This is a genomic window from Streptomyces sp. NBC_00425 (assembly GCF_036030735.1).
GTDB lineage: Bacteria > Actinomycetota > Actinomycetes > Streptomycetales > Streptomycetaceae > Streptomyces.
In genome coordinates this window covers 6,306,276-6,330,794 of record NZ_CP107928.1, presented here as the reverse complement: position 1 = coordinate 6,330,794, position 24,519 = coordinate 6,306,276, and the positions used below count along the sequence as shown (strand labels likewise).

Sequence of the window (24,519 nt, the reverse complement as noted above, 5' to 3'; positions counted from 1 at the left end):
GCACGGCAGGGCGTACGGGCCCGGATACCGGCCGAACTCGGGGAAAACCGCAAGGTCTCCGCGCGTTTACGCGGACATCGGCCGCTGCACCCGGATGGACTGCAGCAGTCCCACCGCCACCCAGACGGCGAACATCGACGTGCCTCCGTAGGAGACGAAGGGCAGCGGCAGACCCGTCACGGGCATGATCCCCAGAGTCATCCCGATGTTCTCGAAGGACTGGAAGGCGAACCAGGCCACGATCCCCGCGGCGACGATCGTGCCGTACAGCTCCGTGGTCTCACGCGCTATGCGGCACGCGCGCCACAGGACCACACCGAGCAGGACGATGATCAGACCCGCGCCCAGGAACCCCAGTTCCTCGCCCGCGACGGTGAAGACGAAGTCCGTCTGCTGTTCCGGGACGAACTGGCCCGTCGTCTGCGAGCCGTGGAACAGACCGGCGCCGGAGAGACCGCCGGAGCCGATCGCGATGCGGGCCTGGTTGGTGTTGTAGCCGACGCCCGCGGGGTCGAGGCTGGGGTTGGCGAAGGCGGCGAAGCGGGCGATCTGGTAGTCGTCCAGGATGTGCAGCTGCCATACGGCGACGGCACCGGCCGCGCCCGCGCCGAGCAGTCCGAAGACCCAGCGGTTGGAGGCTCCGGAGGCCAGCAGCACCCCCAGCACGATCATCACCATGACCATGACGGACCCGAGGTCGGGCATCAGCATCACGATCAGCATGGGGACGGCCGCGAGGCCGAGGGCCTGGAGCACCGTGCGGTGGTCGGGGTAGAGCTTGTCGCCCGCGTCGACCCGGGCCGCGAGCAGCATCGCCATCCCCAGGATGATCGTGATCTTCACGAACTCGGAGGGCTGGAGCGAGAAGCCGCCGCCGATCACGATCCAGGAGTGCGCGCCGTTGACCGTCGAGCCGAGCGGGGTCAGCACCGCGAGGATCCCCATGAGCGAGAGGCCGTAGAGGACCGGTACCGCGTTGCGCAGGGAGCGGTGGCCGAGCCAGACCGTGCCGATCATCAGGCAGATCCCGATGCCGGTGTTCATGAGGTGGCGGATGAGGAAGTAGTACGGGTCGCCCTGGTTGATCTCGGTGCGGTTGCGGGTCGCCGAGAAGACCAGGAGCGAGCCGATCAGGGACAGGGCGATCGCCGACGTCAGAATCGGCCAGTCCAGCCGCCGGGCCAGCGAGTCTCGGGCGAAGACCCGGGTCCAGCCGGCCCGCTCGGGCCCGTATCCGGAGACGGAGAAACCGTTCGCGCCGCTCATGTGCACATCCTCCGGCTTCCCCTCTTGCGCCGTCGCCTGCGGGTGTCGCGGTTGGGATCGGTGTTCTGCTGGACGGTGGCCGCGGTCTGCGTCTCATCCGGCTTCGGAGCGGTCTGCTGGCTGGCGCGCTGCTCCTTGGCCGGGTCCTTCGAGACCTTCGGGGACTTGATCGTGCCGTCCGCCTGGACCTTCGGCAGACCGACCTGCGGGGCGGGCAGCAGGGCGTTCTTCTTGTCGATCTTGCCGTCGTCCGAGACGCCGTACATCGCGTTGTAGATGTGCCGCACGGCCTCACCGGAGGCGCCCGAACCGGTACCGGCCTGAGCGATCGTCATGACGACCGTGTAGTCCTTGCTGTACGTCGCCAGCCAGGACGTCGTCTGCTTGCCGTAGACCTCCGCGGTACCGGTCTTGGCGTGCAGCGGGATCTCCTTCTGCGGCCAGCCGCCGAACTTCCAGGCGGCGGTACCGCGGGTGACCACGCCCTCCAGGGCGGCGTCCATGCCCTTGATCGTGGCCTTGTCGACCGGCAGCCGGCCCTTGGGCTTGGGCTTGATCTCCTGGACGGTCTTGCCGTCGGCGCTGACGATGGCCTTGCCGATGGTCGGGGTGTACATCGTGCCGCCGTTGGCGAGCGCCCCGTAGATCACGGCCTCCTGGACCGGGGTGACGAGGGTGTCGCCCTGACCGATGGAGTAGTTGATCGAGTCGCCCTCGCGCATCTTGTTGCCCTCGAGGCAGTTCTCGTACGCGATCATCTCGACGTAGGTGCCGCCCTTTTTGCCGTACTTGCACCAGGAGTCCTTGTTGGCCTTCCAGTAGGACTCCTTCCACTGACGGTCCGGGACACGGCCGGTGACCTCGTTGGGCAGGTCGACGCCGGTCTCCTTGCCGAGGCCGAACTGGTGGGCCGCCTTGTAGAAGTAGTCCTTGGGCTCACCCTTCTTCGGGTTGATGCCGCCGTCCTTCTTCCACTCCCGGTCCGCGAGGCCGTAGAAGACGGTGTCGCAGGAGACCTCGAGGGCCCGGCCGAGCGAGATGGGGCCGAAACTCTCCCCCTCGAAGTTCTTGAAGACCTGGCCGCCCACCGAGTACGAGCTGGTGCACGGGTAGCCGCCGTCCCACTCGTAGCCCGCCTCGACCGCGGCGGCCGTGGAGACCACCTTGAACGTCGAACCGGGCGCCGACTGACCCTGTATGGCCCGGTTGAGCAGCGGGTAGTCGGAGTTCTTGCCGGTGAGCTTCCGGTAGTCCTTGGCGGAGATCCCGCCGACCCAGACGTTGGGGTCGTAGGCCGGGGCGGACGCCATGGCGACGACCCGGCCGGTCTTGGCCTCCATCACCACGACCGCCCCGGAGTCGGCCTTGTAGTTCTCGCCGGTGATCTTGTCGAAGGACTGGCGGGCCACCTTCATCGCGTTGCTCAGCTCGTACTCGGCGACCCGCTGGACGCGGGCGTCGATGCTGGTGACGAGGTTGGCGCCGGGCTGCGCCTCGTCCGCCTCGGCCTCGCCGATGACACGGCCGAGGTTGTCGACCTCGTAGCGGGTGACGCCGGCCTTGCCGCGCAGCTCCTTGTCGTACTGGCGCTCCAGGCCGGAGCGGCCGACCTGGTCGGAACGCAGGTAGGGCGAGTCGCTGTCCTGGGCCTTGGTGATCTCGTCGTCGGTGACCGGCGAGAGATAGCCGAGGACCTGGGCGGTGTTGGCGTTGCCGGGGGCCGCGTAACGACGCACGGCCTCGGGCTCGGCCGTGATGCCCGGGAAGTCCTCGGCGCGTTCGCGGATCTGGAGGGCCTGCTTGGCCGTCGCCTCGTCGGTGATGGGGATCGGCTGGTACGGCGAGCCGTTCCAGCAGGGCTGGGGGGTCTTCGCGTCGCACAGCCGGACCTTCTGCGCGACCTCGTCCGGCTTCATGCCGAGGACCCCCGCGAGCTTGGCCAGGACCGCCGCGCCGTCGTCCTTCTGCTTCAGCAGGTCGGTGCGGGAGGCGGAGACCACGAGCCGTGTCTCGTTGTCGGCGAGGGGCACCCCGCGCGCGTCCAGGATCGAGCCGCGCACGGCGGGCTCGACGACCTGCTGGACGTGGTTGCCGGAGGCCTCCTTGGCGTACGCCGCGCCCTCCCGGATCTGGAGGTACCACAGGCGGCCGCCGAGGGTGCCGAGCAGGGAGAGGACGAGGATCTGGATCACGACGAGCCGGATCTGGACCCGTGGGGTCCGACCGGTCTCGGGGATGTTGGTCACTGCGGCTGCTCCCCCTCTCGGTGCGCGAACGTGTGTGCGCGGACGAATGATGAACGACCGGCCTGTGAGGCCTCGTTCCGCCTGACCTTGCCCCGTTCGGGTGATTCCTGCACGGACGCGCTCAGCGCGCGGGCACCGGCGCTCACAGCCGCTTGACCCCCTTGATGCGGCCCGCCCGGGTCGCCCGTGACTTGGCCGCCTTCAGCTTGAGGCCGCCTCGCTGCCCGCCGATCCGCAGACCCGTCCCGGAGGAGAGCCAGCCGGAGGAGATGTCGGGGCTGTTGGCCGCGGAGTTGGTCTCCGCGAGGGGGTCGTTGTCGGCGCGCCGCGCCAGGAACATGATCGCGGGGACCACGAACGGCGCGAGCAGCAGGTCGTACAGCGCGGCCGTGAACAGCAGCCCGGTGAGGCCGACATGGCGGGCGGCGGTGTCGCCGACGAGGGCGCCCACCCCGGCGTACAGCAGGGTGGAGCCGATGGCGGCGCCGACCACCACGACCATCGGACCGGTGGCCGACTTGATCTGCCCGGTCTCGGGCTTGGCGAGCCCTGCGAGGTAACCGATCACGCACAGCACGAGGGCGTAGCGGCCGGCGGCGTGGTCGGCGGGGGGCGCCAGGTCGGCGAGCAGGCCGGCGCCGAAGCCGACGAGGGCGCCGCCGACATGGCCGTACACCATGGCGAGGCCCAGGACGGTGAGCAGGAGCAGGTCGGGGACGGCCCCCGGGAGGTGGAGGCGGGCGAGGACGCTCACCTGGATCACCAGGGCGACCACGACCAGCGGAACGGAGAGCAGGATCCGGTTGACGCGCATGGGGGTTGTCAGCTCCTACTGCTGCTGGCCGTCTTCGGGTGCGTTCGCGCTCGGCGTGACCGTGACGGTCACCGTCGGCGTGGGGACCGGTTTGGGCTTCGAGGGGAGCACGGTGTCGCGCGGATCCTTCTTCGGGGCCTCGACGACGACGCCCACGATGTCGAGCTTGGTGTAGCTGACGTACGGCGTGACATAGAGGGTGCGGGTGAGGTCGCCGCCGGACGGGTCGACGCGGGAGACGATGCCGACGGGGACGCCGGGCACGAAGGGCTTGTCGGCCTGCGAGCCGAAGGTGACCAGCCGGTCGCCCTTCTTCACGTCGGCCTTGCCGTTGAGGAGTTCGACGCGCAGCGGCCGGTCGCCCTGCCCTGAGGCGAAGCCGAGCTCGTCGGACGCCTCCATCCGGGTGCCGACGGTGAAGTCGGGGTCGCTGGCCAGCAGGACGGTCGCGGTGTTCGGGCCGACGGTGGTGACCCGCCCGACCAGCCCGTCCCCGTTGAGGACCGTCATGTCGCGCTTGACGCCGTCCCGCGCGCCGATGTCGATGGTGATGGTCCAGGAGAAGCCCTGGGCCGCTCCTATCGCGATGACCTCCGCGCCCTTGATGCCGTACTGGCCGGCGCCGGCGATCTTCAGCGTCTTGTCGAGCTGCGCCAGTCGGCTGCGGTTGCGGTCGTCGCTGCCGAGCTTCGCCTTGAGAGCCGCGTTCTCCTGCTCCAGATCGGTGAGCCGGTCGTGCCGTTCACCGGAGTCGCGGACGGCGGAGACGGCGTTGCCGACGGGGTCCACCGCCGACGCCACGCCGTCCTCGATCGGGCCGAAGGCCGCGGCCGCGGCCTGCCGGGCACCGTCGACCGGGGAGTCCTCCCCGCCGCGGATGTCCACCGTGATCAGCGCGAACGCGACGGCGATCAGCAGCACCAGGAGCAGCCGGCTCTCTCGTGTGTCCCTCACGTGCGGCGGCCGTGCCCTTCCTCGAGAAAAAACCAAGAACAGGAATCAGGAAGCAGGTGTCGGGTTCCGGGAATCGGAATGGTTAAGTCGGGCAGCCCCGGGCCAGGATGGCCAAGGGCGCTTTTGTCGGAGCTTATGCCTCTGGATCAACGATCCGCCGCACGAGAGGAGATCATCCCGTACGGCGGAATCGAAGCGTTACGTCATCTGCGCGGCGCGGCGTCCAGGACCTGCTGGAGCGCCTCGAACTCCTCGACGCACTTGCCGGAGCCGAGCGCCACGCTGTCCAGCGGGTCCTCCGCGATGTGGATGGGCATGCCGGTCTCCCGGCGCAGCCGCTCGTCCAGCCCGCGCAGCAGGGCTCCGCCGCCGGTCAGAACGATTCCGCGGTCCATGATGTCGCCGGACAGCTCCGGCGGACACTTGTCGAGGGTGGTCTTCACGGCGTCGACGATCGCGTTGACCGGTTCCTCGATCGCCTTGCGCACCTCGGCGGCCGAGATGACGACGGTCTTGGGCAGCCCGGACACGAGGTCACGGCCGCGGATTTCGGTGTGCTGGTCGTCGTCGAGGTCGTAGGCGGAACCGATCGTGATCTTGATCTGCTCAGCCGTCCGCTCACCGAGGAGGAGCGAGTACTCCTTCTTGATGTGCTGGATGATCGAGCTGTCCAGCTCGTCACCCGCGACGCGGATGGACTGGGCGGTGACGATGCCGCCGAGCGAGATGACCGCGACCTCCGTCGTGCCGCCGCCGATGTCCACCACCATGTTGCCCGTGGCCTCGTGGACCGGCAGGCCGGAACCGATGGCCGCGGCCATGGGCTCCTCGATGATGTGCACCTGGCGGGCGCCGGCCTGGGTCGACGCCTCGATGACGGCACGGCGCTCGACGCCCGTGATGCCCGAGGGCACGCAGACGACGACCCGCGGCCGAGCCAGATACCGCCGCTTGTGGATCTTCAGGATGAAGTAACGGAGCATCCGCTCGGTGATCTCGAAGTCGGCGATCACGCCGTCCTTCAGCGGACGCACGGCGACGATGTTGCCCGGCGTGCGCCCGATCATCTTCTTCGCTTCGGCGCCGACCGCGAGGATGCCACCGGTGTTGGTGTTGATCGCGACGACGGACGGCTCGTTGAGTACGATCCCGCGACCCCTGACGTACACCAGCGTGTTGGCGGTCCCGAGGTCGACAGCCATGTCACGGCCGATGAACGACATTGAGTTCCCCATCAGGATTCGACTGGCCTTCCATGAGCTTTGAGGGCTTTTCAGGTCGGCGAGGTGGGTGCTGTGACGTGAAGGCTTCCATCGTAAACGCGCCTGCACGAACACTGCGGAGCGGTCTCCGCCATTGTTTGCAGATGCTGTGTGGGTTCGCTTCCGGAGACGGGCGTTCGGGGGCTCACGTTCCCTCGATCGCCCGTTCAATCGCTGCGAAAGCCCTCCGGATCAGGCGCGACCGGGGAAGAAGATCTTCACCTCGCGCTCGGCCGACTCCTCGGAGTCGGACGCGTGGATCAGGTTCTCGCGGACGATCACACCGTAGTCGCCGCGGATGGAGCCGGGCGCGGCGGCGATCGGGTCGGTCGGGCCGGCCAGCGCGCGCACGCCCTCGATGACCCGATCGCCCTCGACGATCAGCGCGACGACCGGGCCGGAGGCCATGAACTGCACCAGCGGCTCGTAGAAGGGCTTGCCCTTGTGCTCGCCGTAGTGCTGCTCCAGCGTGTCCTGGTCCAGGGTGCGCAGCTCCAGCGCCGTGATCCGCCAGCCGGCCTTGCGCTCGATACGGCTGATGATCTCGCCGGTCAGGCCACGACGGACGGCGTCGGGCTTGAGCAGGACGAGGGTGCGCTGGCTCACGAGGGAACTCCTTCTACTACCGGTGTGCTGTGCCGATGCTCCGGCGCCGGGTGGCGGCGCCGGCGGGTGCGGTGGGATGAGGTTACAGGGCGTGTCCCGGCGTTTGTCACACAGCGTCAGCAGGGTCCGGGGAGGGGCCTGCGGCCTGCGCGGCGAAGCGCGCCTTCGCCTCGTCGACCTTCCTGCCGTAGTGCACCGAAGCCCACCACAGCGCGCCGAAGAGCACTCCCATGAAGAACATGATCGGGACGAAGAACCCGGAGGCGACGAGAGCGATCTGCAGCGCCCAGCCGAGGGCGACGCCCCCGGGCCGGGTGACCACGCCGCACAGCAGCACGCTGAGGAGCATGGCGACGCCGCAGACCGTCCACACCGTGGACGTGGACAGGTCGGCGTCCTTCATGGCGACCAGGCCGGCGAAGCCGATGACGAAGAACTCGCCGATCAGGGTCGAGGAACAGAGAGTGCGCATGGTGTCCTCAGCCCTTCCCGAGGAGCAGTCGGGCCTCGCCGACAGTGATGACGGAACCGGTGACGAGCACGCCCCCGCCGGCGAACTCGCCCTCTTCCTCGGCGAGCGTGATGGCCGCCTCGAGGGCGTCCGGCAGCCGGGGCTCGACCTGGACGCGGTCGTCGCCGAACACCTCGACGGCGATCGCGGCGAGCTCGTCGGCGTCCATCGCGCGATGGCTCGTGTTCTGGGTGACCACGACCTCGGCGAAGATCGGCTCGAAGGCCTCGAGGAGTCCCCGGACGTTCTTGTCCGCGCTGGCCCCGACCACGCCGATCAGTCGGGAGAAGTCGAAGGCCTCGCCGACGGCCTCGGCGGTGGCGCGGGCGCCGGCCGGGTTGTGCGCGGCCTCCAGCACGACGGTCGGGGAGCGCCGGACGACCTCGAGGCGGCCCGGCGAGGACACCGCCGCGAACGCCTTGCGCACGGTGTCGATGTCGAGCGGTTCGGGCCGCTGGGAGCCGACGCCGAAGAACGCCTCGACGGCGGCGAGCGCGACGGCCGCGTTGTGCGCCTGGTAGGGGCCGTGCAGCGGCAGGTACACCTCGGGGTACTCGCCGCCGAGGCCGCGCAGGGTGACGAGCTGTCCGCCGACGGCGACCTGGCGGGCGACGACCCCGAACTCCAGCCCTTCCCGGGCGACCGTGGCGTCGACCTCGACGGCCTTCCTCAGCAGCACCTGCGCCGCGTCGACGGGCTGCTGGGCGAGGATGACCGTGGCGTCCTGCTTGATGATCCCGCCCTTCTCGGCGGCGATCGCCCCGGGCGTCTCGCCGAGTCGGTCGGTGTGGTCGAGATCGATGGGCGTGACGACGGCCACGTCGCCGTCGATCACGTTCGTGGCGTCCCACGAGCCGCCCATGCCGACCTCCACCACGGCGACGTCGACGGGCGCGTCGGCGAAGGCCGCGTAGGCCATGCCGGTCAGCACCTCGAAGAACGACAGCCGGTACTCCTGCATGCCGTCGACCATCTCGACGTACGCCTTGACGTCGTCGTACGTCTCGATGAACCGCTCGGCGGAGAGGGGGGCGCCGTCCAGGCTGATCCGCTCGGTGATCGACTGGACGTGGGGGCTCGTGTAACGGCCGGTGCGCAGTTCGAAGGCGCCGAGCAGCGCCTCGATCATGCGTGCGGTCGACGTCTTGCCGTTGGTGCCGGTGATGTGGATCGAGGGGTACGAGCGCTGCGGCTCCCCCAGCACGTCCATCAGCGCGGCGATGCGGTCGACGGAGGGCTCCAGCTTGGTCTCGCCCCAGCGGGTGGCCAGCTCGGCCTCGACCTCGCGCAGGGCCTTGTCGACCTCCGGGTCCGTGGGGCGCGCGGGCGTGTCGGACTGCGGCGCGCCGCCCTGGGTGCGCAGGGTGCGGCTGCCGGCTTCGATCACCGCGAGGTCGGGGTCACGGTCGGTCTCCTCGGCGATGATCTCGTCGAAGGGATCGAGGGGCTCGAAGGGGGCGGGCAGGTCGTCTGGGTTGCCGTTCGGGGGGAGCTCGCTCACGGGCCCAGTCTACGGACGGGCGGTGACAGAGGTGGGCGGAGGTGGGCGAAGGCCCCCGGAACCGTGCCGGTCCCGGGGGCCTTCGCCCGATGCGGTGTCCTACGCCTGCGGCAGACGCTCCAGCTGGGCCTGGATACGGGCGATGTCCTCGTCCGCCTTGGCGAGGCGGGTGCGGATCTTGTCGACCACGTTGTCCGGGGCCTTCGCCAGGAACGCCTCGTTGCCGAGCTTGGCGCCCGCCTGGGCCTTCTCCTTCTCGGCGGCGGCCAGGTCCTTGGCGAGCCGCTTGCGCTCCGCGGCCACGTCGATCGTGCCGGACAGGTCCAGCGCGACCGTGGCGCCCGCGACCGGCAGGGTAGCCGTGGCGGAGAAGCTCTCGCCCTCGGGCTGCAGGCGCAGCAGCTGCCGGATGGCGGCCTCGTGGGACGCCAGCGCCGTGCCGTCGAGCGTCAGGCGGGCGGGGACCCGCTGGCCCGGCTGGAGACCCTGGTCGGCGCGGAAACGGCGGACCTCGGTGATGACCGACTGAAGGCTCTCGATCTCACGCTCAGCGGCGGCGTCCCGGAAGCCCCCCGGGGCGTCGGCCCCAGGAACGAACACAGCGGTCGGCCACTCGGCGATGACGACGGACTCGCCGCCGGTCAGCGTCGTCCAGAGGGTCTCCGTGACGAACGGGACGATCGGGTGCAGCAGCTTCAGCGTGACGTCGAGGACCTCGCCGAGGACGCGGCCGGAGACCTTCGCGGGCTCCCCGCCGGCCATGAACGTCGTCTTGGACAGCTCGACGTACCAGTCGAAGACCTCGTCCCAGGCGAAGTGGAACAGCGCGTCGGAGAGCTTCGCGAACTGGTAGTCCTCGTAGAGCGCGTCGACTTCCGCGACGACGGAGTTGAGACGGGAGAGGATCCAGCGGTCGGCCGCCGACATCTGCGAGGCGTCCGGCAGCGGGCCGTCGACCGTGGCGCCGTTCATCAGCGCGAAGCGCGTCGCGTTCCAGATCTTGTTGGCGAAGTTGCGCGAGCCCTGGACCCAGTCCTCGCCGATCGGGACGTCGACGCCGGGGTTGGCGCCGCGCGCGAGGGTGAAGCGGAGCGCGTCGGAGCCGTACTTGTCCATCCAGTCCAGCGGATTGACCGCGTTGCCGAAGGACTTCGACATCTTCTTGCCGAACTGGTCGCGGACCATCCCGTGCAGGGCGATGGTGTGGAACGGCGGGGTGCCGTCCATCGCGTACAGGCCGAACATCATCATCCGGGCGACCCAGAAGAAGAGGATGTCGTAGCCGGTGACCAGGACGGAGTTCGGGTAGAACTTCGCGAGCGACTCGGTCTGTTCGGGCCAGCCGAGCGTCGAGAAGGGCCACAGGCCGGAGGAGAACCAGGTGTCGAGGACGTCGGTGTCCTGCCGCCATCCCTCGCCGGTCGGCGCCTCGTCGTCCGGACCGACGCAGACGACCTCGCCGTTCGGCCCGTACCAGACGGGGATGCGGTGACCCCACCACAACTGCCGTGAGATGCACCAGTCGTGGAGGTTGTCGACCCAGTCGAAGTACCGCTTCTCCATCTCCTGCGGGTGGATCTTGACGCGGCCGTCGCGGACGGCGTCACCGGCGGCCTTCGCCAGCGGGCCGACCTTGACCCACCACTGCATGGACAGGCGCGGCTCGATGGTGGTCTTGCAGCGCGAGCAGTGGCCGACGGAGTGGACGTACGGGCGCTTCTCGGCGACGATCCGGCCCTCGGCGCGCAGCGCGGCGACGATGGCGGAGCGGGCCTCGAGCCGGTCCAGGCCCTGGAAGGGGCCGTGGGCGGTGATGACCGCGTGCTCGTCCATGACGGTGAGCGACGGCAGGTCGTGGCGCCGGCCGATCTCGAAGTCGTTCGGGTCGTGCGCCGGGGTCACCTTGACCGCGCCGGTGCCGAACTCGGGGTCGACGTGGGTGTCGGCGACGACCGGGATGGAACGGTCCGTCAGCGGCAGCCGGATCAGCTTGCCGATCAGGTGCTTGTAGCGCTCGTCGTCGGGGTGGACGGCGACGGCCGTGTCGCCGAGCATCGTCTCCGCGCGCGTGGTGGCGACGACGATCGTGTCGTCGCCCTCGCCGTACTTCATGGAGACGAGCTCGCCGTCGTCGTCCTGGTACTCGACCTCGATGTCCGAGATCGCCGTCAGACAGCGCGGACACCAGTTGATGATGCGCTCGGCGCGGTAGATCAGCTCGTCGTCGTAGAGCCGCTTGAAGATGGTCTGGACGGCCTGGGACAGGCCCTCGTCCATGGTGAAGCGCTCACGGGACCACGCGACGCCGTCGCCGAGGCGGCGCATCTGGCCGCTGATCTGGCCGCCGGACTCGCCCTTCCACTGCCAGACGCGCTCGACGAACGCCTCCCGGCCGAGGTCGTGACGGGACTTGCCCTCCTTGCCCAGTTCACGCTCGACGACGTTCTGGGTGGCGATGCCGGCGTGGTCCATGCCGGGCTGCCAGAGCGTCTCGAAGCCCTGCATGCGCTTGCGGCGGGTGAGGGCGTCGATGAGCGTGTGCTCGAAGGCGTGTCCGAGGTGCAGGCTGCCCGTGACGTTCGGCGGGGGGATGACGATCGTGTACGGGGGCTTCTCGCTCTTGGCGTCCGCCTCGAAGTAGCCCCGCTCTACCCAGCGCTCGTACAGCGGCCCCTCTACATCGGCCGGCGCGTACTGGGTCGGCAGTTCGGTGTGGGGCGCTGATGGCTGCTGCTGAGCGTTCTCGGTCACGGGCCCAGTTTAGGGGTGTCACGGGGCCGTTCCGAAACGTGTTTGCCGTGTAACGGTGGGGCCCCCGCCGCCTTGCAGGCATCTACTTTGAGCCAGGATGTGAAAATCACATAAGTATCTGGAGGGGAACCCAGGAATGAGTCACAACCAGCCGGGCCCGTACGGCGGGCAGCCCCAGCAGCCCGGACCGTACGGACAGCCCGGTCCGTACGGCCAACCGCCGCAGGCGCCCCAGCCCGGCTACGGCCACCCTCAGCAGCCCCCCGCTCCGCAGCCCGGCTACGGCTATCCCGCCCAGCCCCCACAGGGCGTCCCCCCGCAGACCCCGCCCTACGGCCAGCAGCCGGCGTACGGCCAGCCGCCGACCCCTCCCTACGGCCAGCAGCCGCCCTACGGCCAGCCTCCCTACGGCGTCCCGCAGCCCCCGCCGCCGGGCGGCGGCGGCAAGAAGACGGGCCTGATCATCGGCGCGGTCGCGGTCGTGGCGGCGATCGGCGTCGGCGCCTACTTCGTGATCGGCGGAGGCGGCGGCGCCGGCGGCCTGAAGGACGACGGCCCACACAAACTGGACACCCCGGCGACCGCGCTCACCGACTACAAGCGGGTCGGCAAGGGCGGCGAGAGCACCGGCGCGGACACCGCCAAGTACCTGACGGCCAGCGGCGTCAAGGACGGCAAGGCCGTCATCGGGCAGTGGTCGACGGCCGACTTCGGCGACTACGACCCGCAGAACCCCGACCCCGCCGACCTGCCGAGCCAGGCCGAGCTCCTGACGGCCAGGGGGTTCTCGATGCTGGGCGGCTACGGCAAGATCGCGAACCCCCAGTCGTCGCTCGACACCTACTTCGCCGTCATCCAGAAGGAACTGCAGAGCAGCAACTCCTCCGGTTCGTCGAGCAGCACCCAGGGCAAGACCGAGCTGATCGGTCAGCCCGAGGAGGCCGACATCGACGGCGCGGTCATGAAGTGCCAGTCGCTGAAGAGCACCAACTCGCTGACCAAGAAGGAGTCGACCGACTGGTTCTGCGTCTGGGCCGACTACAGCACGATCGCCATGGTGTCCCCGGGCGACAACACCAAGAGCATCACCAAGGACGTGGCGATCGACATCACCACGAAGCTGCGCGACCAGGTCCGCGTCAAGGCCTGACAACCCGGAGCACCGCTCCGACAGACGGAACAGACGGAGGGGCCCCGGTCGGTCGACCGGGGCCCCTCCGTCGTGCAGGTGCGGATCAGGCGGTCTTCTGCTCGCCCGGGCCGCGGCCGCCGCGGGCGTCCCGCGGGATCAGGGTCGGGTTGACGTTGGAGAGGACGACGTCCGCCGTGATGACCACGCGGGCCACGTCCTTGCGGGACGGCACCTCGTACATGACCGCCTGGAGGACTTCCTCCATGATGGCGCGCAGGCCGCGGGCGCCCGTCTGGCGCAGGATGGCCTGGTCGGCGATGGCCTCCAGCGCCTCGCGCTCGAAGTCCAGCTCCACGCCGTCCAGTTCGAAGAGCCGCTGGTACTGCTTCACCAGGGCGTTGCGCGGCTCGATCAGGATCTGCAGGAGCGCCTCACGGTCCAGGTTGTGGACCGAGGTGATCACGGGCAGACGGCCGATGAACTCCGGGATCATGCCGAACTTGACCAGGTCCTCGGGCATGACGGCCTCGAACTGGTCCTTGGACTCCAGCTCGCGCTTGGAGCGGATCGTCGCGCCGAAGCCGATGCCCTTGGCGCCGGCCCGGGTCTCGATGATCTTCTCCAGGCCCGAGAACGCGCCGCCCACGATGAACAGCACGTTCGTGGTGTCGATCTGGATGAACTCCTGGTGCGGGTGCTTGCGGCCGCCCTGCGGCGGCACCGAGGCGGTGGTGCCCTCCAGGATCTTCAGCAGCGCCTGCTGCACGCCCTCGCCTGACACGTCGCGCGTGATGGAGGGGTTTTCACTCTTGCGCGCGACCTTGTCGATCTCGTCGATGTAGATGATCCCGGTCTCGGCCTTCTTGACGTCGTAGTCGGCCGCCTGGATCAGCTTGAGCAGGATGTTCTCGACGTCCTCGCCGACGTATCCCGCCTCGGTCAGCGCCGTCGCGTCGGCGATGGCGAACGGGACGTTCAGCATGCGGGCGAGGGTCTGCGCGAGGAGCGTCTTGCCCGAGCCGGTGGGGCCGAGCAGGAGGATGTTGGACTTCGCCAACTCGATGGCGTCCTCACGGCCTTGGCCGCCGCCGTTCTCGCCGGCCTGGACGCGCTTGTAGTGGTTGTACACCGCGACCGACAGGGCCTTCTTCGCGGGCTCCTGGCCCACCACGTAGCCCTCGAGGAACTCGTAGATCTCGCGAGGCTTGGGGAGTTCCTCCCAGCGGACCTCGCTCGTCTCGGCGAGCTCCTCCTCGATGATCTCGTTGCAGAGATCGATGCACTCGTCGCAGATGTACACACCGGGCCCTGCGATGAGCTTCTTGACCTGCTTCTGGCTCTTGCCGCAGAACGAGCACTTGAGCAGATCGCCGCCGTCACCGATGCGTGCCACGGTGTGCTTCCCCTTCGCCTGGGAGACGACTGGACGCTTACGAATCCAGCGGCTCCTGGTGCTGCCTTATTCCGACGGTACCTTGCCTGGCCCCCCGTTCGGGCCCCCCTTGGCACGGTTCACTGCGACGTGGACCGTGTCACACCGTACCGAGGGGGGTCCGAACCGGACGACCCCGTGCGTCAACGCAGGTTGTCGTTGTTCATCTTCCGGGTGGAGATGATCTGGTCGATCAGGCCGTACGACAGCGCGTCCTCGGCCGTGAGGATCTTGTCGCGCTCGATGTCCTCGCGGATCTTCTCGATCGGCGTGGTCGAGTGCTTGGCCAGCATGTCCTCCAGCTGACCGCGCATCCGGAGGATCTCGTTGGCCGCGATCTCCAGGTCGGAGACCTGACCGCGGCCGGTCTCGCTGTACGGCTGGTGGATCAGCACGCGCGCGTTCGGCAGCGCCATGCGCTTGCCCGGCGTGCCGGCGGCCAGCAGGATCGCGGCGGCGGAGGCCGCCTGGCCCATGCAGACCGTCTGGATGTCGGGCTTCACGAACTGCATGGTGTCGTAGATCGCGGTCAGCGCCGTGAAGGAGCCGCCGGGGCTGTTGATGTAGACGGAGATGTCGCGGTCCGGGTCCATCGACTCCAGGCACAGCAGCTGCGCCATGACGTCGTTGGCGGAGGCGTCGTCGATCTGCACGCCGAGGAAGATCACACGCTCCTCGAAGAGCTTCGCGTACGGGTCGTACTCGCGGATGCCCTGGGAGGTGCGCTCGACGAAGCGGGGGATGACGTAGCGGGACTCGGCGCGGGGGCCGGTGTATTCGGCCTCGGTGCGGGCGTAGATGCCGCTGCCGGGGAAGTCGTTCACGGTGTCTCCTGGAGAGAGGGCTGGGGCGGTGGGCTGAAGGGGCTGGAGAGGGGCGCCGACGGCTTCCGAGGGGCCCCGGGCCCCGCTGGGAGGCTCCGGGTGGCCCGGGGGCCCCGTGGGGCTTCCCGGGCCTCCGGGAGGCCTCAGCGGGCTCCTGGAGCCTCGGAGGGGTCAGGGACTCAGGGGGCTCCGGGGAGCACCCTGGACGACCCTGCCGCCGTCAGCGGCGACGCTCAGGCCGCCCCGGTACCGCCGCCGCCCGGCATGCCGGCGGCCGTGGGGATGACGTCGTCGATGAGGCCGTACTCCTTGGCCTCGAAGGCGTCGAACCAGCGGTCGCGGTCCGAGTCGCGGGTGACCTGCTCGACCGTCTGGCCGGTGTGCTGCGAGGTCAGCTCGGCCATGCGCTTCTTGGTGTGCAGCAGCCGCTCGGCGTGGATCTTGATGTCCGAGGCCGACCCGGCCAGGCCCGCGGAGGGCTGGTGGATCAGGATCTCGGCGTTCGGCAGCGCGAAGCGCTTGCCGGGGGTGCCCGCGCTGAGCAGGAACTGGCCCATGGAGGCGGCCAGGCCCATGGCGATGGTCACCACGTCGTTCTTGATGAACTGCATGGTGTCGTAGATCGCCATACCGGCCGTGATGGAGCCGCCGGGGCTGTTGATGTAGAGGTAGATGTCCTTGTCCGGGTCGGCGGCAAGGAGCAGCAACTGTGCGGTGATCTTGTTGGCGATGTCGTCGTCGACCGGCTGGCCGAGGAAGATGATCCGCTCGCCGAGCAGCCGGTTGTATACCTGGTCGCCGAGGCCACCACCGATGGAAGGCTCGCCGGCGGCGGAGGGCATCAGATTCGTCACGTATCCACCTGCTCGTCTTACGACGGCGCCGGGCCGTCTCACGTGTACTGCCGGGGGCAACGGGGACTCCCCTGCCCTCGTATTCATGGACCCTAACGCGCGGGTCCCTTCGGGGAATCCCGGAGAGCTGGGTGTTCGCCGGGGGCGTAGCCCGGGGGCTCGGGCTACGGGGCGGGGCACCGGTCGTGTTCCGGCCGCGGGCGGGCGTAGGCCGCCCGCGCGCCGCCCGCCTCCCCGGGGAGCACGACGGGCCCCGGGACAGAAGTCCCGGGGCCCGTCGCACCTGCTTCAGGAACTGCTCGAGGCTCAGGCCTCGGGCTTCTCCTCGGTCTCGGCAGCGGCCTCGACGGCCTCCGCGCTCTCCGGGGCGTCCTCGGCCTCGTCCTCGTCGTCCAGGTCGATGACCTCGCCGTTGGTGTCCTTCACCGTGGCGGACTCGACGACCGTGGCCAGCGCCTTGCCGCGGGCGACCTCGCCGACGAGGAGCGGAACCTGGCCGCCCTCGACGACCGCCTGGGCGAACTGGTCGGGGGACATGCCGGAGGAGGCGGCACGGCGCATGAGGTGCTCGGTGAGCTCCTCCTGGTTGACGTTCAGCTTCTCGCGCTTGACGAGCTCGTCGAGCACGAACTGGGTCTTGATGCCCTTGACCGCGGCCTCGCGGGTCTCGGTCTCGAACTCCTCGGCGGTCTTGCCCTGGATCTCCAGGTACTTGTCGAGGTCGAGGCCCATCTGGCCGAGCTGGTGGTGCTCCAGGTTGTGCTTGCGGGTGTTGACCTCGTCCTCGAGCAGCTTCTCGGGGACGGGCACCTCGACGAGCTCCAGCAGCTTCTCGAGGACGCGCTCCTGGGCCTGCGTGGCCTGGTCGTACTGCTTCATGTTCTCGAGGCGCTTGCGGCTGTCCGCCTTGAGCTCGTCCAGGGTGTCGAACTCGGAGGCGAGCTGCGCGAACTCGTCGTCCAGCTCGGGCAGCTCGCGGGCGGCGACCTGGGTGACCTTGACGGTGACCTCGGCCTCCTTGCCGGCCGCCGAGCCGCCCTTCAGCTCGGAGGTGAAGGTGGTCTCGCCGCCGGCCTCCAGGCCCTTGACGGCCTCGTCGATGCCTTCCAGCAGCTCGCCCGAGCCGATGGTGTAGGAGACGCCGCTGGCGACGCCGTCCTCGAGGACCTCGCCGTCGACCTTGGCCTCGAGGTCGACGGTCACGACGTCGCCGTCCTCGGCGGCACGCTCGACCGGGGAGGTCGAGGCGAAGCGCTCGCGGAGCTGCTCGACCGACTTGTCGATGTCCTCGTCCGTCACCTCGACGGCGTCGACCTCGACCTCGATGGAGGAGAAGTCCTCGGGGAGCTCGAGGGCGGGACGGACGTCGACCTCGGCGGTGAAGTTCAGCGTCTCGCCGTCCTTCAGCTCCGTGATGTCGACCTCGGGCTGGCCGAGGACGTCGATCTCGGCCTCGTTGACCGCCTCGGTGTAGAACTTCGGAAGCGCGTCGTTGACGGCCTCCTCCAGCACGGCGCCACGGCCGAAGCGCTGGTCGATGACCCGGGCGGGAATCTTGCCCTTGCGGAAGCCCTTCACCGTGACCTGCTGGTTGATCTTCTTGTACGCCGCGTCGAGGCTGTCCTTGAGCTCCTCGAAGGGCACCTCGATGCTGAGCCGAACCCGAGTCGGGTTCAGGGTCTCCACGGCGCTCTTCACGGTTCGGTCTCCTTGGGGGCTGACATCTTGGTTTCCGCCGGAGCCAGACCGGCTCCCGCAAATTCGCCGCCCGGAGGACTTCAGGAAGAGACACACGGGCGTGCAGCTTGCATAGTAACGGCAGCAGGGACACGCCCCAAAGGCGATCAAGCGAGGTGACCGCGGAGACGGCCTGCGAGGGCGGACGAGAACCGCGGTACTGGTCGGGGTGGCGGGATTTGAACCCACGGCCTTCCGCTCCCAAAGCGGACGCGCTACCAAGCTGCGCCACACCCCGTCTGGTGCGACACGTAGGGTACATGCCCGCAGGCCGTCCGACCGCCGCATTTGCCGGGCGTCGGGGCGGTCCGCGACGCGGCGCGGAAAGACGGTGTGCGACAGGGGGTGCGGACCCGCTACGATGCCTGCAGTGCCGCGGTCGGCTGACCTGCGGCGCGTCGTGTGCGGGCGTAGCTCAATGGTAGAGCACTAGTCTTCCAAACTAGCTACGCGGGTTCGATTCCCGTCGCCCGCTCTGTACGACGAAGGCCCGGGTGAGAGGTCGGTTTCCTCTCCCCGGGCCTTCGGCGTTCCCCGGGGCTTCTCCCGCCCCTCGCACCCGGTCGCCGGGCTCAGAAGCTGATCGAGTTGATCGTGTCGGCGAGCGAGTCGAGGAAGCGGCTGATCGACGGGGCCATGCCGGTCGAGGCGAGGAAGAAGCCGAACAGGATGGCGACGATCGCCGGGCCCGCCTTGATCGAGCCGCCCCGGATCAGAACCACCAGGATGATCGCCAACAGCAGCACCACTGACAGTGAGATGGCCACAACTGATCACACACCCTCGGTCGGTCCGCACTCCCGAGACCATCGTGCCACCAACCCGGCCCACCTATGCGGCCCGTGACGCATCATCGCGCGGCGGGTCGGCCGGCGACGCGTCGCGGGTCGTTCGGATCACATGTCGACACAGGTGTCCGCAGCGGGAATTGGGGAACTCCGTTTCCGTGTCCACACAATGCCTGCGCAGTTATTTCGAATTGCGGCCGCAACTCCGACACCTTGCGTCAACTGCGGGTCCACCACCGGCGTTATGCACCTTTTAGTCGGGATGAAGTGTGACATCACGGACGGCCCTGTGCCCTATCCCGTTCTGCCGGCAGCGCCGCCGAGCGCAATAACGAGGAATGACCAGGGGCGTTTTACGAATAGCCGCGCACGACGCTAGGGTGCCTCAAATGTTCCACGCCGCCTCGTCTCTCGTTCCGAGCACGCGCTCGTCCCCGAACCAGAACGACCAGCACGACCAGGAGGGTCGGCGCGGTCGGCACGACCGGTCCCGGGACAGATCCGCCGAGCGGCCGGCCCCACGGCCCCCCGCGCGGCGCGACGCGTTCTTCGACAACGCCAAGTACCTGGCGATCGTGCTGGTGGCCGTGGGACACGCCTGGGAGCCGCTCAAGGGCGACAGCCGGGTGCTGCAGGCGGCGTACATGTTCGTGTACACGTTCCACATGCCGGCGTTCATCGTCATCTCCGGCTTCTTCTCCCGGAGCTTCGACGGCAGCCCCGCCCGGCTCAAGCGCCTGATCACGGGCGTCGCCGTGCCGTACGTCGTCTTCGAGACCGCATATCCGGTCTTCCGGCGCTACGTCGACCACAACCCCGCCCAGGAGATCAGCCTTCTCGACCCCTGGTACCTCACCTGGTTCCTGGTGGCGCTGTTCGTCTGGCGGCTCACCACGCCGGTGTGGAAGCTCGTCCGGCATCCGCTGCCGCTGGCGCTGGGCCTCGCCATGCTGGCGACCGTCACCCCCGCCATCGGCGACGACCTGGACCTCCAGCGCGTCCTGCAGTTCCTGCCGTTCTTCGTGCTGGGCCTGTGCCTCAAGCCCGAGCACTTCCGCCTGGTGCGCCGGCGCCGGGTGCGCATCGCTGCCGTGCCGGTGTTCGCGTTCGCGCTGGCCTTCGCCTACTGGGCGGTGCCGCGGATGAACGTCTCCTGGCTGTACCACCGCGACTCCGCCCAGGAGCTGGGCGCCCCCTGGTGGGCCGGGCCCCTCATGCAGCTCGCCCTGTTCGGCTGCTCGCTGCTGCTGACGGCCTGTTTCTTCTCCTGGGTCCCGGGCCGCACGATGTGGTTCACGGTCCTCGGCGCGGGCACGCTGTACGGCTATCTGCTGCACGGCTTCCTCATCAAGACCGCCGACTACCGCGGCTGGTTCGAGCGCCCCGCGCTGCACCGGCCGCTCGGGGAGATCGCCGTCACCGTGGCCGTGGCCGTGGCCGTCACCCTGTTGTGCACCCCGCCGGTACGACGGGTCTTCCGGTTCGTGATGGAGCCGAGGATGGAGTGGGCCTTCAGGCGGGACGCCGCCCAGCTCGCCCGCGAGCGCGAGAACGGCGAGAAGGGCGTGAAGGGCGAGAGGCTCGAGGAGGGCCGAAGGCGCGAGGACGACCGGAAGGTCGCGGGCGGCGTCGGGAGCTGAACAGCCACAGGGCCGGGGGCTCGTTCCCGAAGGCCCGTCCCCGGGGGCTCATCCCGGGGTGATGTTCCGGTGAGGTCGTTCCGCGGGCGTGGCGAGGCCGAGGAGTGCGCGCATGCGCGCGTACTTCCGCGTCAGCCGTGCGCGGGTGGGCGCGTCCAGGACCGCCAGCCGGGCGGGGTCCGCGTTGTGGGCCAGGTCCGCCTCCTTCACCAGCAGGGCGCCCGGCGTGGCCAGGACGCGGGCCGCGTACGCCTCGGGCGTCTCCCCCGCCCGCTTGGTCAGGGCGAGGACGACGGCCTTCGTGCGGTCGCTCAGCGCGGCCGCCGCCAGCCAGGCCTCGGTCAGGGCGTCGTCCTCGACGGCGTCGTGCAGCCAGGCGGCCGCGATCTGCTCGGCGTCGCCGCCACGCGCGCGTACTCCCTCGGCGACCGCCTGGAGGTGTTCGGCGTAGGGGCGGCCCGCCTTGTCGGTCTGCCCCTCGTGGGCGGCGCGGGCGAGGGCCTCGACCTCGGACTCGGTCAGCACGGCGTTCCCCTCTCGCTCTCGGGAGAGCTCACCGGTCCAGGGGAGCTCGCGGGTTCAGGACAGCGCCGCGGACTGGGCCGTCGGGCCCTCGTGGCAGATCAGCAGCAGGGCGCGGTCGTCGTTGACGTCCTTCGCGACGGCCTCGATCAGATGCCAGGCGGCGCCCTGGAAACCGCCGGCGACATACCGGTCGGCCGCGCCGGTGAGGCGGTCGATGCCCTCGACGATGTCCCGGTCGGAGGTCTCCACCAGGCCGTCGGTGAAGAGCATCAGCACGTCTCCGGGGCGCAGCGAGCCCTTCACCGGGTCGAACTGGGCGCCGTCGTAAACCCCGAGCAGGGGCCCCTCGGCGGCCTTCTCCTCCCAGCGGCCGCTGCCCGCGCTGAGCTGGAGGCCCGGCGGGTGACCGGCCGAGTACAGCTCGTAGTCGCCGGAGTCGAGGTCGAGGACGAGATGGATGGAGGTCGCGAAGCCCTCGTCCCAGTCCTGGCGCAGCAGATAGCCGTTGGCGGCCGGGAGGAAGGCGTGCGGGGGCAGGGAGCCGAGCAGGCCGCCGAAGGCACCCGACAGCAGCAGCGCGCGCGAACCGGCGTCCATGCCCTTGCCGGAGACGTCGGTGAGGACGACCTCGAGAGTGCGGCCGCCGTTGGTGCGCGCCGCGACGACGAAGTCCCCGGAGAACGACTGGCCGCCCGCGGGCCGCAGCGCCATCTCGTGGTGCCAGCCCGGCGGCAGGCCCGGCAGCTTGCTCTGCACGCGGATGCGTTCACGCAGGTCGAACAGCATGGTTCCGCCGCGCCGCCAGGGCACGCCGACCCGGCTGCGGAACTGGGCGATGAGCAGCCCGAAGAAACCGCATGCGGCGACCACGAGCACCACGCCGGGCGTGACCCGGGAGGGGCCCTGCGTGTACGGGCCCAGCCGCACCGACTCCACGATGAGGGCCGTCGCGGCAGCCGCGTACAGCCCGAGCAGACTCGACGGGCGCAGCAGCAGGCCGCCGGTGACGATCGGCAGGACGAGGGCGGCCGGGGAGCACCACACCGAGTTGGCGAGCGTGGTGGCCGCGATCAGCGGGACGGTGAGCAGCAGGAAGGCGAGCGCGATCCAGTCCGAGCCGTCACCGCGGAAGTAGTCGACGGCGCTTCTGCGCACGCCGGTGCGGACCCGGTGCATCAAGTGCTTCAACCGGGCCGTCAACGTCTCGGCTTCCGCGCGCCGCTGTCGTCCTGCTGCCATTAGTTCGGGACCCTATCCATCCAACCCGCCGCTTGGCACGGGAGGTCCCACTTGTCCCCCGTCCGAGGTTCAACTTCACAGTGAACGTCACGGAAAGCGCTCCCGCCGCAAAGAGGGCGAAATTCCCTGGCCCGACCCCTATCGGAATGCTACGCATGAGCCCATGACGAGTGAGGCGGGTCACGGCTCAGCGGCGCGGGCGACGACGACCGACATGCGGGTTCTGCGGCAGAACGAATGGGACACGTGGTACGACGCTCTGGTGCGCGCCTTCGGCGGGGTCCCCGAGTCGGTCGAGGAGCGGGAGCTTTACCGGGCGCTCACCCCGTACGACCGCTGTCTCGGCGTGTGGGACGGCGACACGTGCGTGGCGACGGCGGGAGCGTACGACTTCCGGCTGACCGTGCCCGGCGGGGCGTCTACGCCGGCGGCGGGCGTGACGATGGTCGGGGTGAGCGCGACGCACCGGCGGCGCGGGATCCTGACGTCGATGATGCGGCGGCTGCTGGACGACACGCGCGCGGAGGGGCGGCCGCTCGCCGTGCTCACCGCCTCCGAGCCGGACATCTACGGACGGTTCGGGTATGCCGCGGCGACCTTCGGGCTGCATGCGGAGATCGACACCAGCCGGGTGCGGCTGGCGGTCCCCGACGGCACGGACGAGGTTCTGCTGCGGTACGCCGATCCCGGAGCGGAACTCACGGTGTGCGAGGCGGTGTACGCGCGGACGGTGCCCGGCCGGGCCGGGATGCTCGCGCGGCGGCCCGGCTGGGAACGGCTGGGCCTCCTCGATCCGGAGAGCGAGCGGGGCGGGGCGTCGCCGCTGCAGTGCGTGCTCGCCGAACGGGACGGCGAGGTCACCGGTTACGCCCGGTTCCGGGTGCGCCCGGAGTGGCGGCACACCGGGCAGAACGGGCGGGTGCTGCTCCAGGATCTGACCGCGGTCGACGCGCCGTCGCAGGCCGCGTTGTGGCGGTTCCTGTTCGGGATCGACCTCACCACCTCGCTCGAGGTGCGGGGGCGGCCGGTGGACGAGGGGTGGCGGCATCTCGTGTCCGACGTGCGGCGGTGCGAACTGCGGGTGCGCGACGCGTTGTACGTGCGGCTCGTGGAGGTCGGCGCGGCGCTGGAGGCGCGGACGTACCAGGCGCCGGTGGACGTGGTGCTGGACGTCGAGGACGCGTTCTGCCCCTGGAACTCGGGGCGTTGGCGGCTCTCCGGGGACGCCAAGGGCGCGGTCTGCTCGCGGACGTCCGATGCGGCGGAGCTCGCGCTTTCCGTACGGGAGTTGGGGGCGGGCTACCTCGGCGGGGTGAGCCTGGCGGCGCTGGGCGCGGCCGGACGGGTGCGGGAGATCAGGCGGGGGGCGCTGGCGGAGGCGGCGCTGGGGTTCGGGACGGTCACGGCGCCCTGGCTGCCGCACGGATTCTAGTCCTGACGCTGCCCGGCAGTGCGGCTTGCCGTAGCGCGGCTTGCCGTAGCGCGACGGTGCTCGGGGGGCGGCGGGCGCGCGGGTTCCGGCGGGATTCGGGTGTCCGGCGCCGCACGGAGGACGGTCAGTTCTTCTGGCAGGTCGGGCACCAGAAGAGGTTGCGGGCGGCGAGGTCGGCGGTGCGGACGGCGTCGCCGCACAGGTGGCAGGGCTGGTGTGCACGGCGGTAGACGTACACCTCGCCGCCGTGGTCGTCGACGCGCGGCGCGCGGCCCATCGCCTCCGGGGTGTGCTCCGGGCGGACGGTGTCGATGCGGTTGTCGCGGACGCCCTGCCGCATGAGGGCGACCAGGTCGGACCAGATCGCGTCCCATTCTGCGGGGGTGATCGTCCGGCCCGCACGGTAGGGGTCGACGCGGTGCCGGAAGAGGACCTCGGCGCGATAGACGTTGCCCACGCCGGCGATGACCTTCTGGTCCATGAGGAGTGCGGCGATCGTCGTACGGCTGCGGGAGACGCGGGCGTACGCGGCCTGCGGGTCGGCGTCGGCGCGCAGCGGGTCGGGGCCGAGCCGGGCGTGCACGGCCTGCTTCTCCTCGTCCCCGATGAGGGCGCAGGTCGTGGGGCCGCGCAGGTCGACGTAGGAGGCCGGGGCGGCGAGGCGGAGCCGGACGGTGTCCGTGGGCGGCGGCGCGGGGGCCGGACCGAAGGTGACCTTGCCGAAGAGGCCCAGGTGTATGTGGATCCACCGCTCGGCGGTGAAGCCGAGGAAGAGGTGCTTGCCGTGCGCCTCGGTGCGGGTCAGCGCGGCGTCGGCGAGGAGGGTCGCCGCCGCGGCGAACTTGCCCTGGGGGCTGCTCACTTGCAGGGGCCGCCCGGTGAAGCGGGCGTAGTCCTGCGCCAGTCGGTGGATCGTGTGGCCTTCCGGCACCGGTGTGTTCCTTCCCCGCCCCGGGACCCCGGGGATCGCTCGCGCCCACCCGCCGGGTCCGGTCGGGTGGGCGG

The 24,519-nt window shown here is 69.9% G+C and carries 20 protein-coding genes and 2 tRNA genes; 4 read left to right on the top strand and 18 right to left on the bottom strand.

The features are described from left to right. Positions 1 to 66: 66 nt before the first annotated feature. From rodA to OHS82_RS27630, 9 genes are all read right to left on the bottom strand, one after another. Positions 67 to 1,266 (bottom strand): rod shape-determining protein RodA, encoded by a 1,200-nt coding sequence (gene rodA, locus OHS82_RS27670; protein ID WP_057574670.1) that lies wholly within the window; start codon positions 1,264 to 1,266, stop codon positions 67 to 69. After that, positions 1,263 to 3,512, bottom strand: coding sequence for a penicillin-binding protein 2 (gene mrdA, locus OHS82_RS27665; RefSeq protein WP_328434738.1), 2,250 nt, complete (start codon positions 3,510 to 3,512; stop codon positions 1,263 to 1,265). The genes rodA and mrdA overlap by 4 nt, the downstream gene beginning before the upstream one ends. Positions 3,513 to 3,654: 142 nt before the next feature. Then, complete coding sequence (gene mreD, locus OHS82_RS27660; protein WP_057574668.1) at positions 3,655 to 4,326, bottom strand: rod shape-determining protein MreD; 672 nt, start codon at positions 4,324 to 4,326, stop codon at positions 3,655 to 3,657. Between the two features lie 15 nt (positions 4,327 to 4,341). Then, positions 4,342 to 5,280: a rod shape-determining protein MreC gene (gene mreC / locus OHS82_RS27655; RefSeq protein WP_057574667.1), complete on the bottom strand. Its 939-nt coding sequence runs from the start codon at positions 5,278 to 5,280 to the stop codon at positions 4,342 to 4,344. Positions 5,281 to 5,483: 203 nt separating this feature from the next. After that, complete coding sequence (locus OHS82_RS27650) at positions 5,484 to 6,503, bottom strand: rod shape-determining protein (RefSeq protein WP_054244925.1); 1,020 nt, start codon at positions 6,501 to 6,503, stop codon at positions 5,484 to 5,486. A gap of 231 nt (positions 6,504 to 6,734) precedes the next feature. Then, the gene (gene ndk / locus OHS82_RS27645) at positions 6,735 to 7,148 is read right to left on the bottom strand and encodes a nucleoside-diphosphate kinase (RefSeq protein WP_057574666.1); all 414 of its coding nucleotides are present in this window, start codon (positions 7,146 to 7,148) and stop codon (positions 6,735 to 6,737) included. A 106-nt stretch (positions 7,149 to 7,254) separates the two neighbouring features. Next, positions 7,255 to 7,620 (bottom strand): DUF4233 domain-containing protein, encoded by a 366-nt coding sequence (locus OHS82_RS27640; RefSeq protein ID WP_057574665.1) that lies wholly within the window; start codon positions 7,618 to 7,620, stop codon positions 7,255 to 7,257. Positions 7,621 to 7,627: 7 nt separating this feature from the next. Beyond that, positions 7,628 to 9,160, bottom strand: coding sequence for a bifunctional tetrahydrofolate synthase/dihydrofolate synthase (folC, locus tag OHS82_RS27635; RefSeq protein ID WP_328434737.1), 1,533 nt, complete (start codon positions 9,158 to 9,160; stop codon positions 7,628 to 7,630). Between the two features lie 99 nt (positions 9,161 to 9,259). Next, the gene (locus OHS82_RS27630; RefSeq protein WP_057574663.1) at positions 9,260 to 11,911 is read right to left on the bottom strand and encodes a valine--tRNA ligase; all 2,652 of its coding nucleotides are present in this window, start codon (positions 11,909 to 11,911) and stop codon (positions 9,260 to 9,262) included. Positions 11,912 to 12,047: 136 nt separating this feature from the next. Here OHS82_RS27630 and OHS82_RS27625 point away from each other — a divergent pair, with 136 nt between their 5' ends. After that, positions 12,048 to 13,061: a hypothetical protein gene (locus OHS82_RS27625; protein WP_057574662.1), complete on the top strand. Its 1,014-nt coding sequence runs from the start codon at positions 12,048 to 12,050 to the stop codon at positions 13,059 to 13,061. 85 nt (positions 13,062 to 13,146) lie between these two features. Here OHS82_RS27625 and clpX read toward each other — a convergent pair whose 3' ends face one another. The 5 genes from clpX to OHS82_RS27600 all read right to left on the bottom strand — a co-directional run bounded on the left by clpX (position 13,147) and on the right by OHS82_RS27600 (position 18,128). After that, positions 13,147 to 14,436, bottom strand: coding sequence for an ATP-dependent Clp protease ATP-binding subunit ClpX (clpX, locus tag OHS82_RS27620; RefSeq protein ID WP_057574661.1), 1,290 nt, complete (start codon positions 14,434 to 14,436; stop codon positions 13,147 to 13,149). A gap of 182 nt (positions 14,437 to 14,618) precedes the next feature. Continuing rightward, positions 14,619 to 15,299 (bottom strand): ATP-dependent Clp protease proteolytic subunit, encoded by a 681-nt coding sequence (locus OHS82_RS27615; RefSeq protein ID WP_057574660.1) that lies wholly within the window; start codon positions 15,297 to 15,299, stop codon positions 14,619 to 14,621. Positions 15,300 to 15,532: 233 nt separating this feature from the next. After that, a complete protein-coding gene (locus OHS82_RS27610) occupies positions 15,533 to 16,141 on the bottom strand; it encodes an ATP-dependent Clp protease proteolytic subunit (protein WP_057574659.1) in 609 nt (202 codons plus the stop codon). 318 nt (positions 16,142 to 16,459) lie between these two features. Next, positions 16,460 to 17,851, bottom strand: coding sequence for a trigger factor (gene tig / locus OHS82_RS27605; RefSeq protein ID WP_057574658.1), 1,392 nt, complete (start codon positions 17,849 to 17,851; stop codon positions 16,460 to 16,462). A 200-nt stretch (positions 17,852 to 18,051) separates the two neighbouring features. Further along, positions 18,052 to 18,128 (bottom strand) — tRNA-Pro (locus OHS82_RS27600). 166 nt (positions 18,129 to 18,294) lie between these two features. On the opposite strand from OHS82_RS27600, the gene OHS82_RS27595 reads away from it, so the two are divergent. Then, a tRNA-Gly gene (locus OHS82_RS27595) sits at positions 18,295 to 18,365 on the top strand. Between the two features lie 97 nt (positions 18,366 to 18,462). Here OHS82_RS27595 and OHS82_RS27590 read toward each other — a convergent pair. After that, entirely contained in the window at positions 18,463 to 18,657 is a 195-nt protein-coding gene (locus OHS82_RS27590; protein WP_057574657.1) for a hypothetical protein, read from the bottom strand. Positions 18,658 to 19,067: 410 nt separating this feature from the next. Between OHS82_RS27590 and OHS82_RS27585 the strand changes: the two genes are divergently transcribed. After that, positions 19,068 to 20,318, top strand: coding sequence for an acyltransferase family protein (locus OHS82_RS27585; RefSeq protein WP_328434736.1), 1,251 nt, complete (start codon positions 19,068 to 19,070; stop codon positions 20,316 to 20,318). Positions 20,319 to 20,366: 48 nt separating this feature from the next. Here OHS82_RS27585 and OHS82_RS27580 read toward each other — a convergent pair whose 3' ends face one another. Further along, positions 20,367 to 20,843 (bottom strand): HD domain-containing protein, encoded by a 477-nt coding sequence (locus OHS82_RS27580; RefSeq protein WP_057574655.1) that lies wholly within the window; start codon positions 20,841 to 20,843, stop codon positions 20,367 to 20,369. A 54-nt stretch (positions 20,844 to 20,897) separates the two neighbouring features. Further along, on the bottom strand, positions 20,898 to 22,082 hold the full coding sequence (locus OHS82_RS27575; protein ID WP_057574654.1) for a PP2C family protein-serine/threonine phosphatase: 1,185 nt from the start codon (positions 22,080 to 22,082) through the stop codon (positions 20,898 to 20,900). A gap of 163 nt (positions 22,083 to 22,245) precedes the next feature. Here OHS82_RS27575 and OHS82_RS27570 point away from each other — a divergent pair, with 163 nt between their 5' ends. Then, positions 22,246 to 23,514 (top strand): GNAT family N-acetyltransferase, encoded by a 1,269-nt coding sequence (locus tag OHS82_RS27570; RefSeq protein WP_057574653.1) that lies wholly within the window; start codon positions 22,246 to 22,248, stop codon positions 23,512 to 23,514. A gap of 124 nt (positions 23,515 to 23,638) precedes the next feature. On the opposite strand, the gene OHS82_RS27565 is transcribed toward OHS82_RS27570, so the two are convergent. Next, entirely contained in the window at positions 23,639 to 24,445 is an 807-nt protein-coding gene (locus OHS82_RS27565; protein ID WP_328434735.1) for an Fpg/Nei family DNA glycosylase, read from the bottom strand. Positions 24,446 to 24,519 lie beyond the last annotated feature (74 nt).

Bases quoted from the DNA above. Each gene is read 5' to 3' on its own strand.
- rodA (WP_057574670.1), bottom strand. From the start codon at position 1,266: ATGAGCGGCGCGAACGGTTTCTCCGTCTCCGGATACGGGCCCGAGCGG.
- mreD (WP_057574668.1), bottom strand. From the start codon at position 4,326: ATGCGCGTCAACCGGATCCTGCTCTCCGTTCCGCTGGTCGTGGTCGCC.
- OHS82_RS27650 (WP_054244925.1), bottom strand. From the start codon at position 6,503: ATGTCGTTCATCGGCCGTGACATGGCTGTCGACCTCGGGACCGCCAAC.
- OHS82_RS27640 (WP_057574665.1), bottom strand. From the start codon at position 7,620: ATGCGCACTCTCTGTTCCTCGACCCTGATCGGCGAGTTCTTCGTCATC.
- OHS82_RS27625 (WP_057574662.1), top strand. From the start codon at position 12,048: ATGAGTCACAACCAGCCGGGCCCGTACGGCGGGCAGCCCCAGCAGCCC.
- OHS82_RS27610 (WP_057574659.1), bottom strand. From the start codon at position 16,141: ATGCCCTCCGCCGCCGGCGAGCCTTCCATCGGTGGTGGCCTCGGCGAC.
- OHS82_RS27585 (WP_328434736.1), top strand. From the start codon at position 19,068: ATGTTCCACGCCGCCTCGTCTCTCGTTCCGAGCACGCGCTCGTCCCCG.
- OHS82_RS27575 (WP_057574654.1), bottom strand. From the start codon at position 22,082: ATGGCAGCAGGACGACAGCGGCGCGCGGAAGCCGAGACGTTGACGGCC.
- OHS82_RS27570 (WP_057574653.1), top strand. From the start codon at position 22,246: ATGACGAGTGAGGCGGGTCACGGCTCAGCGGCGCGGGCGACGACGACC.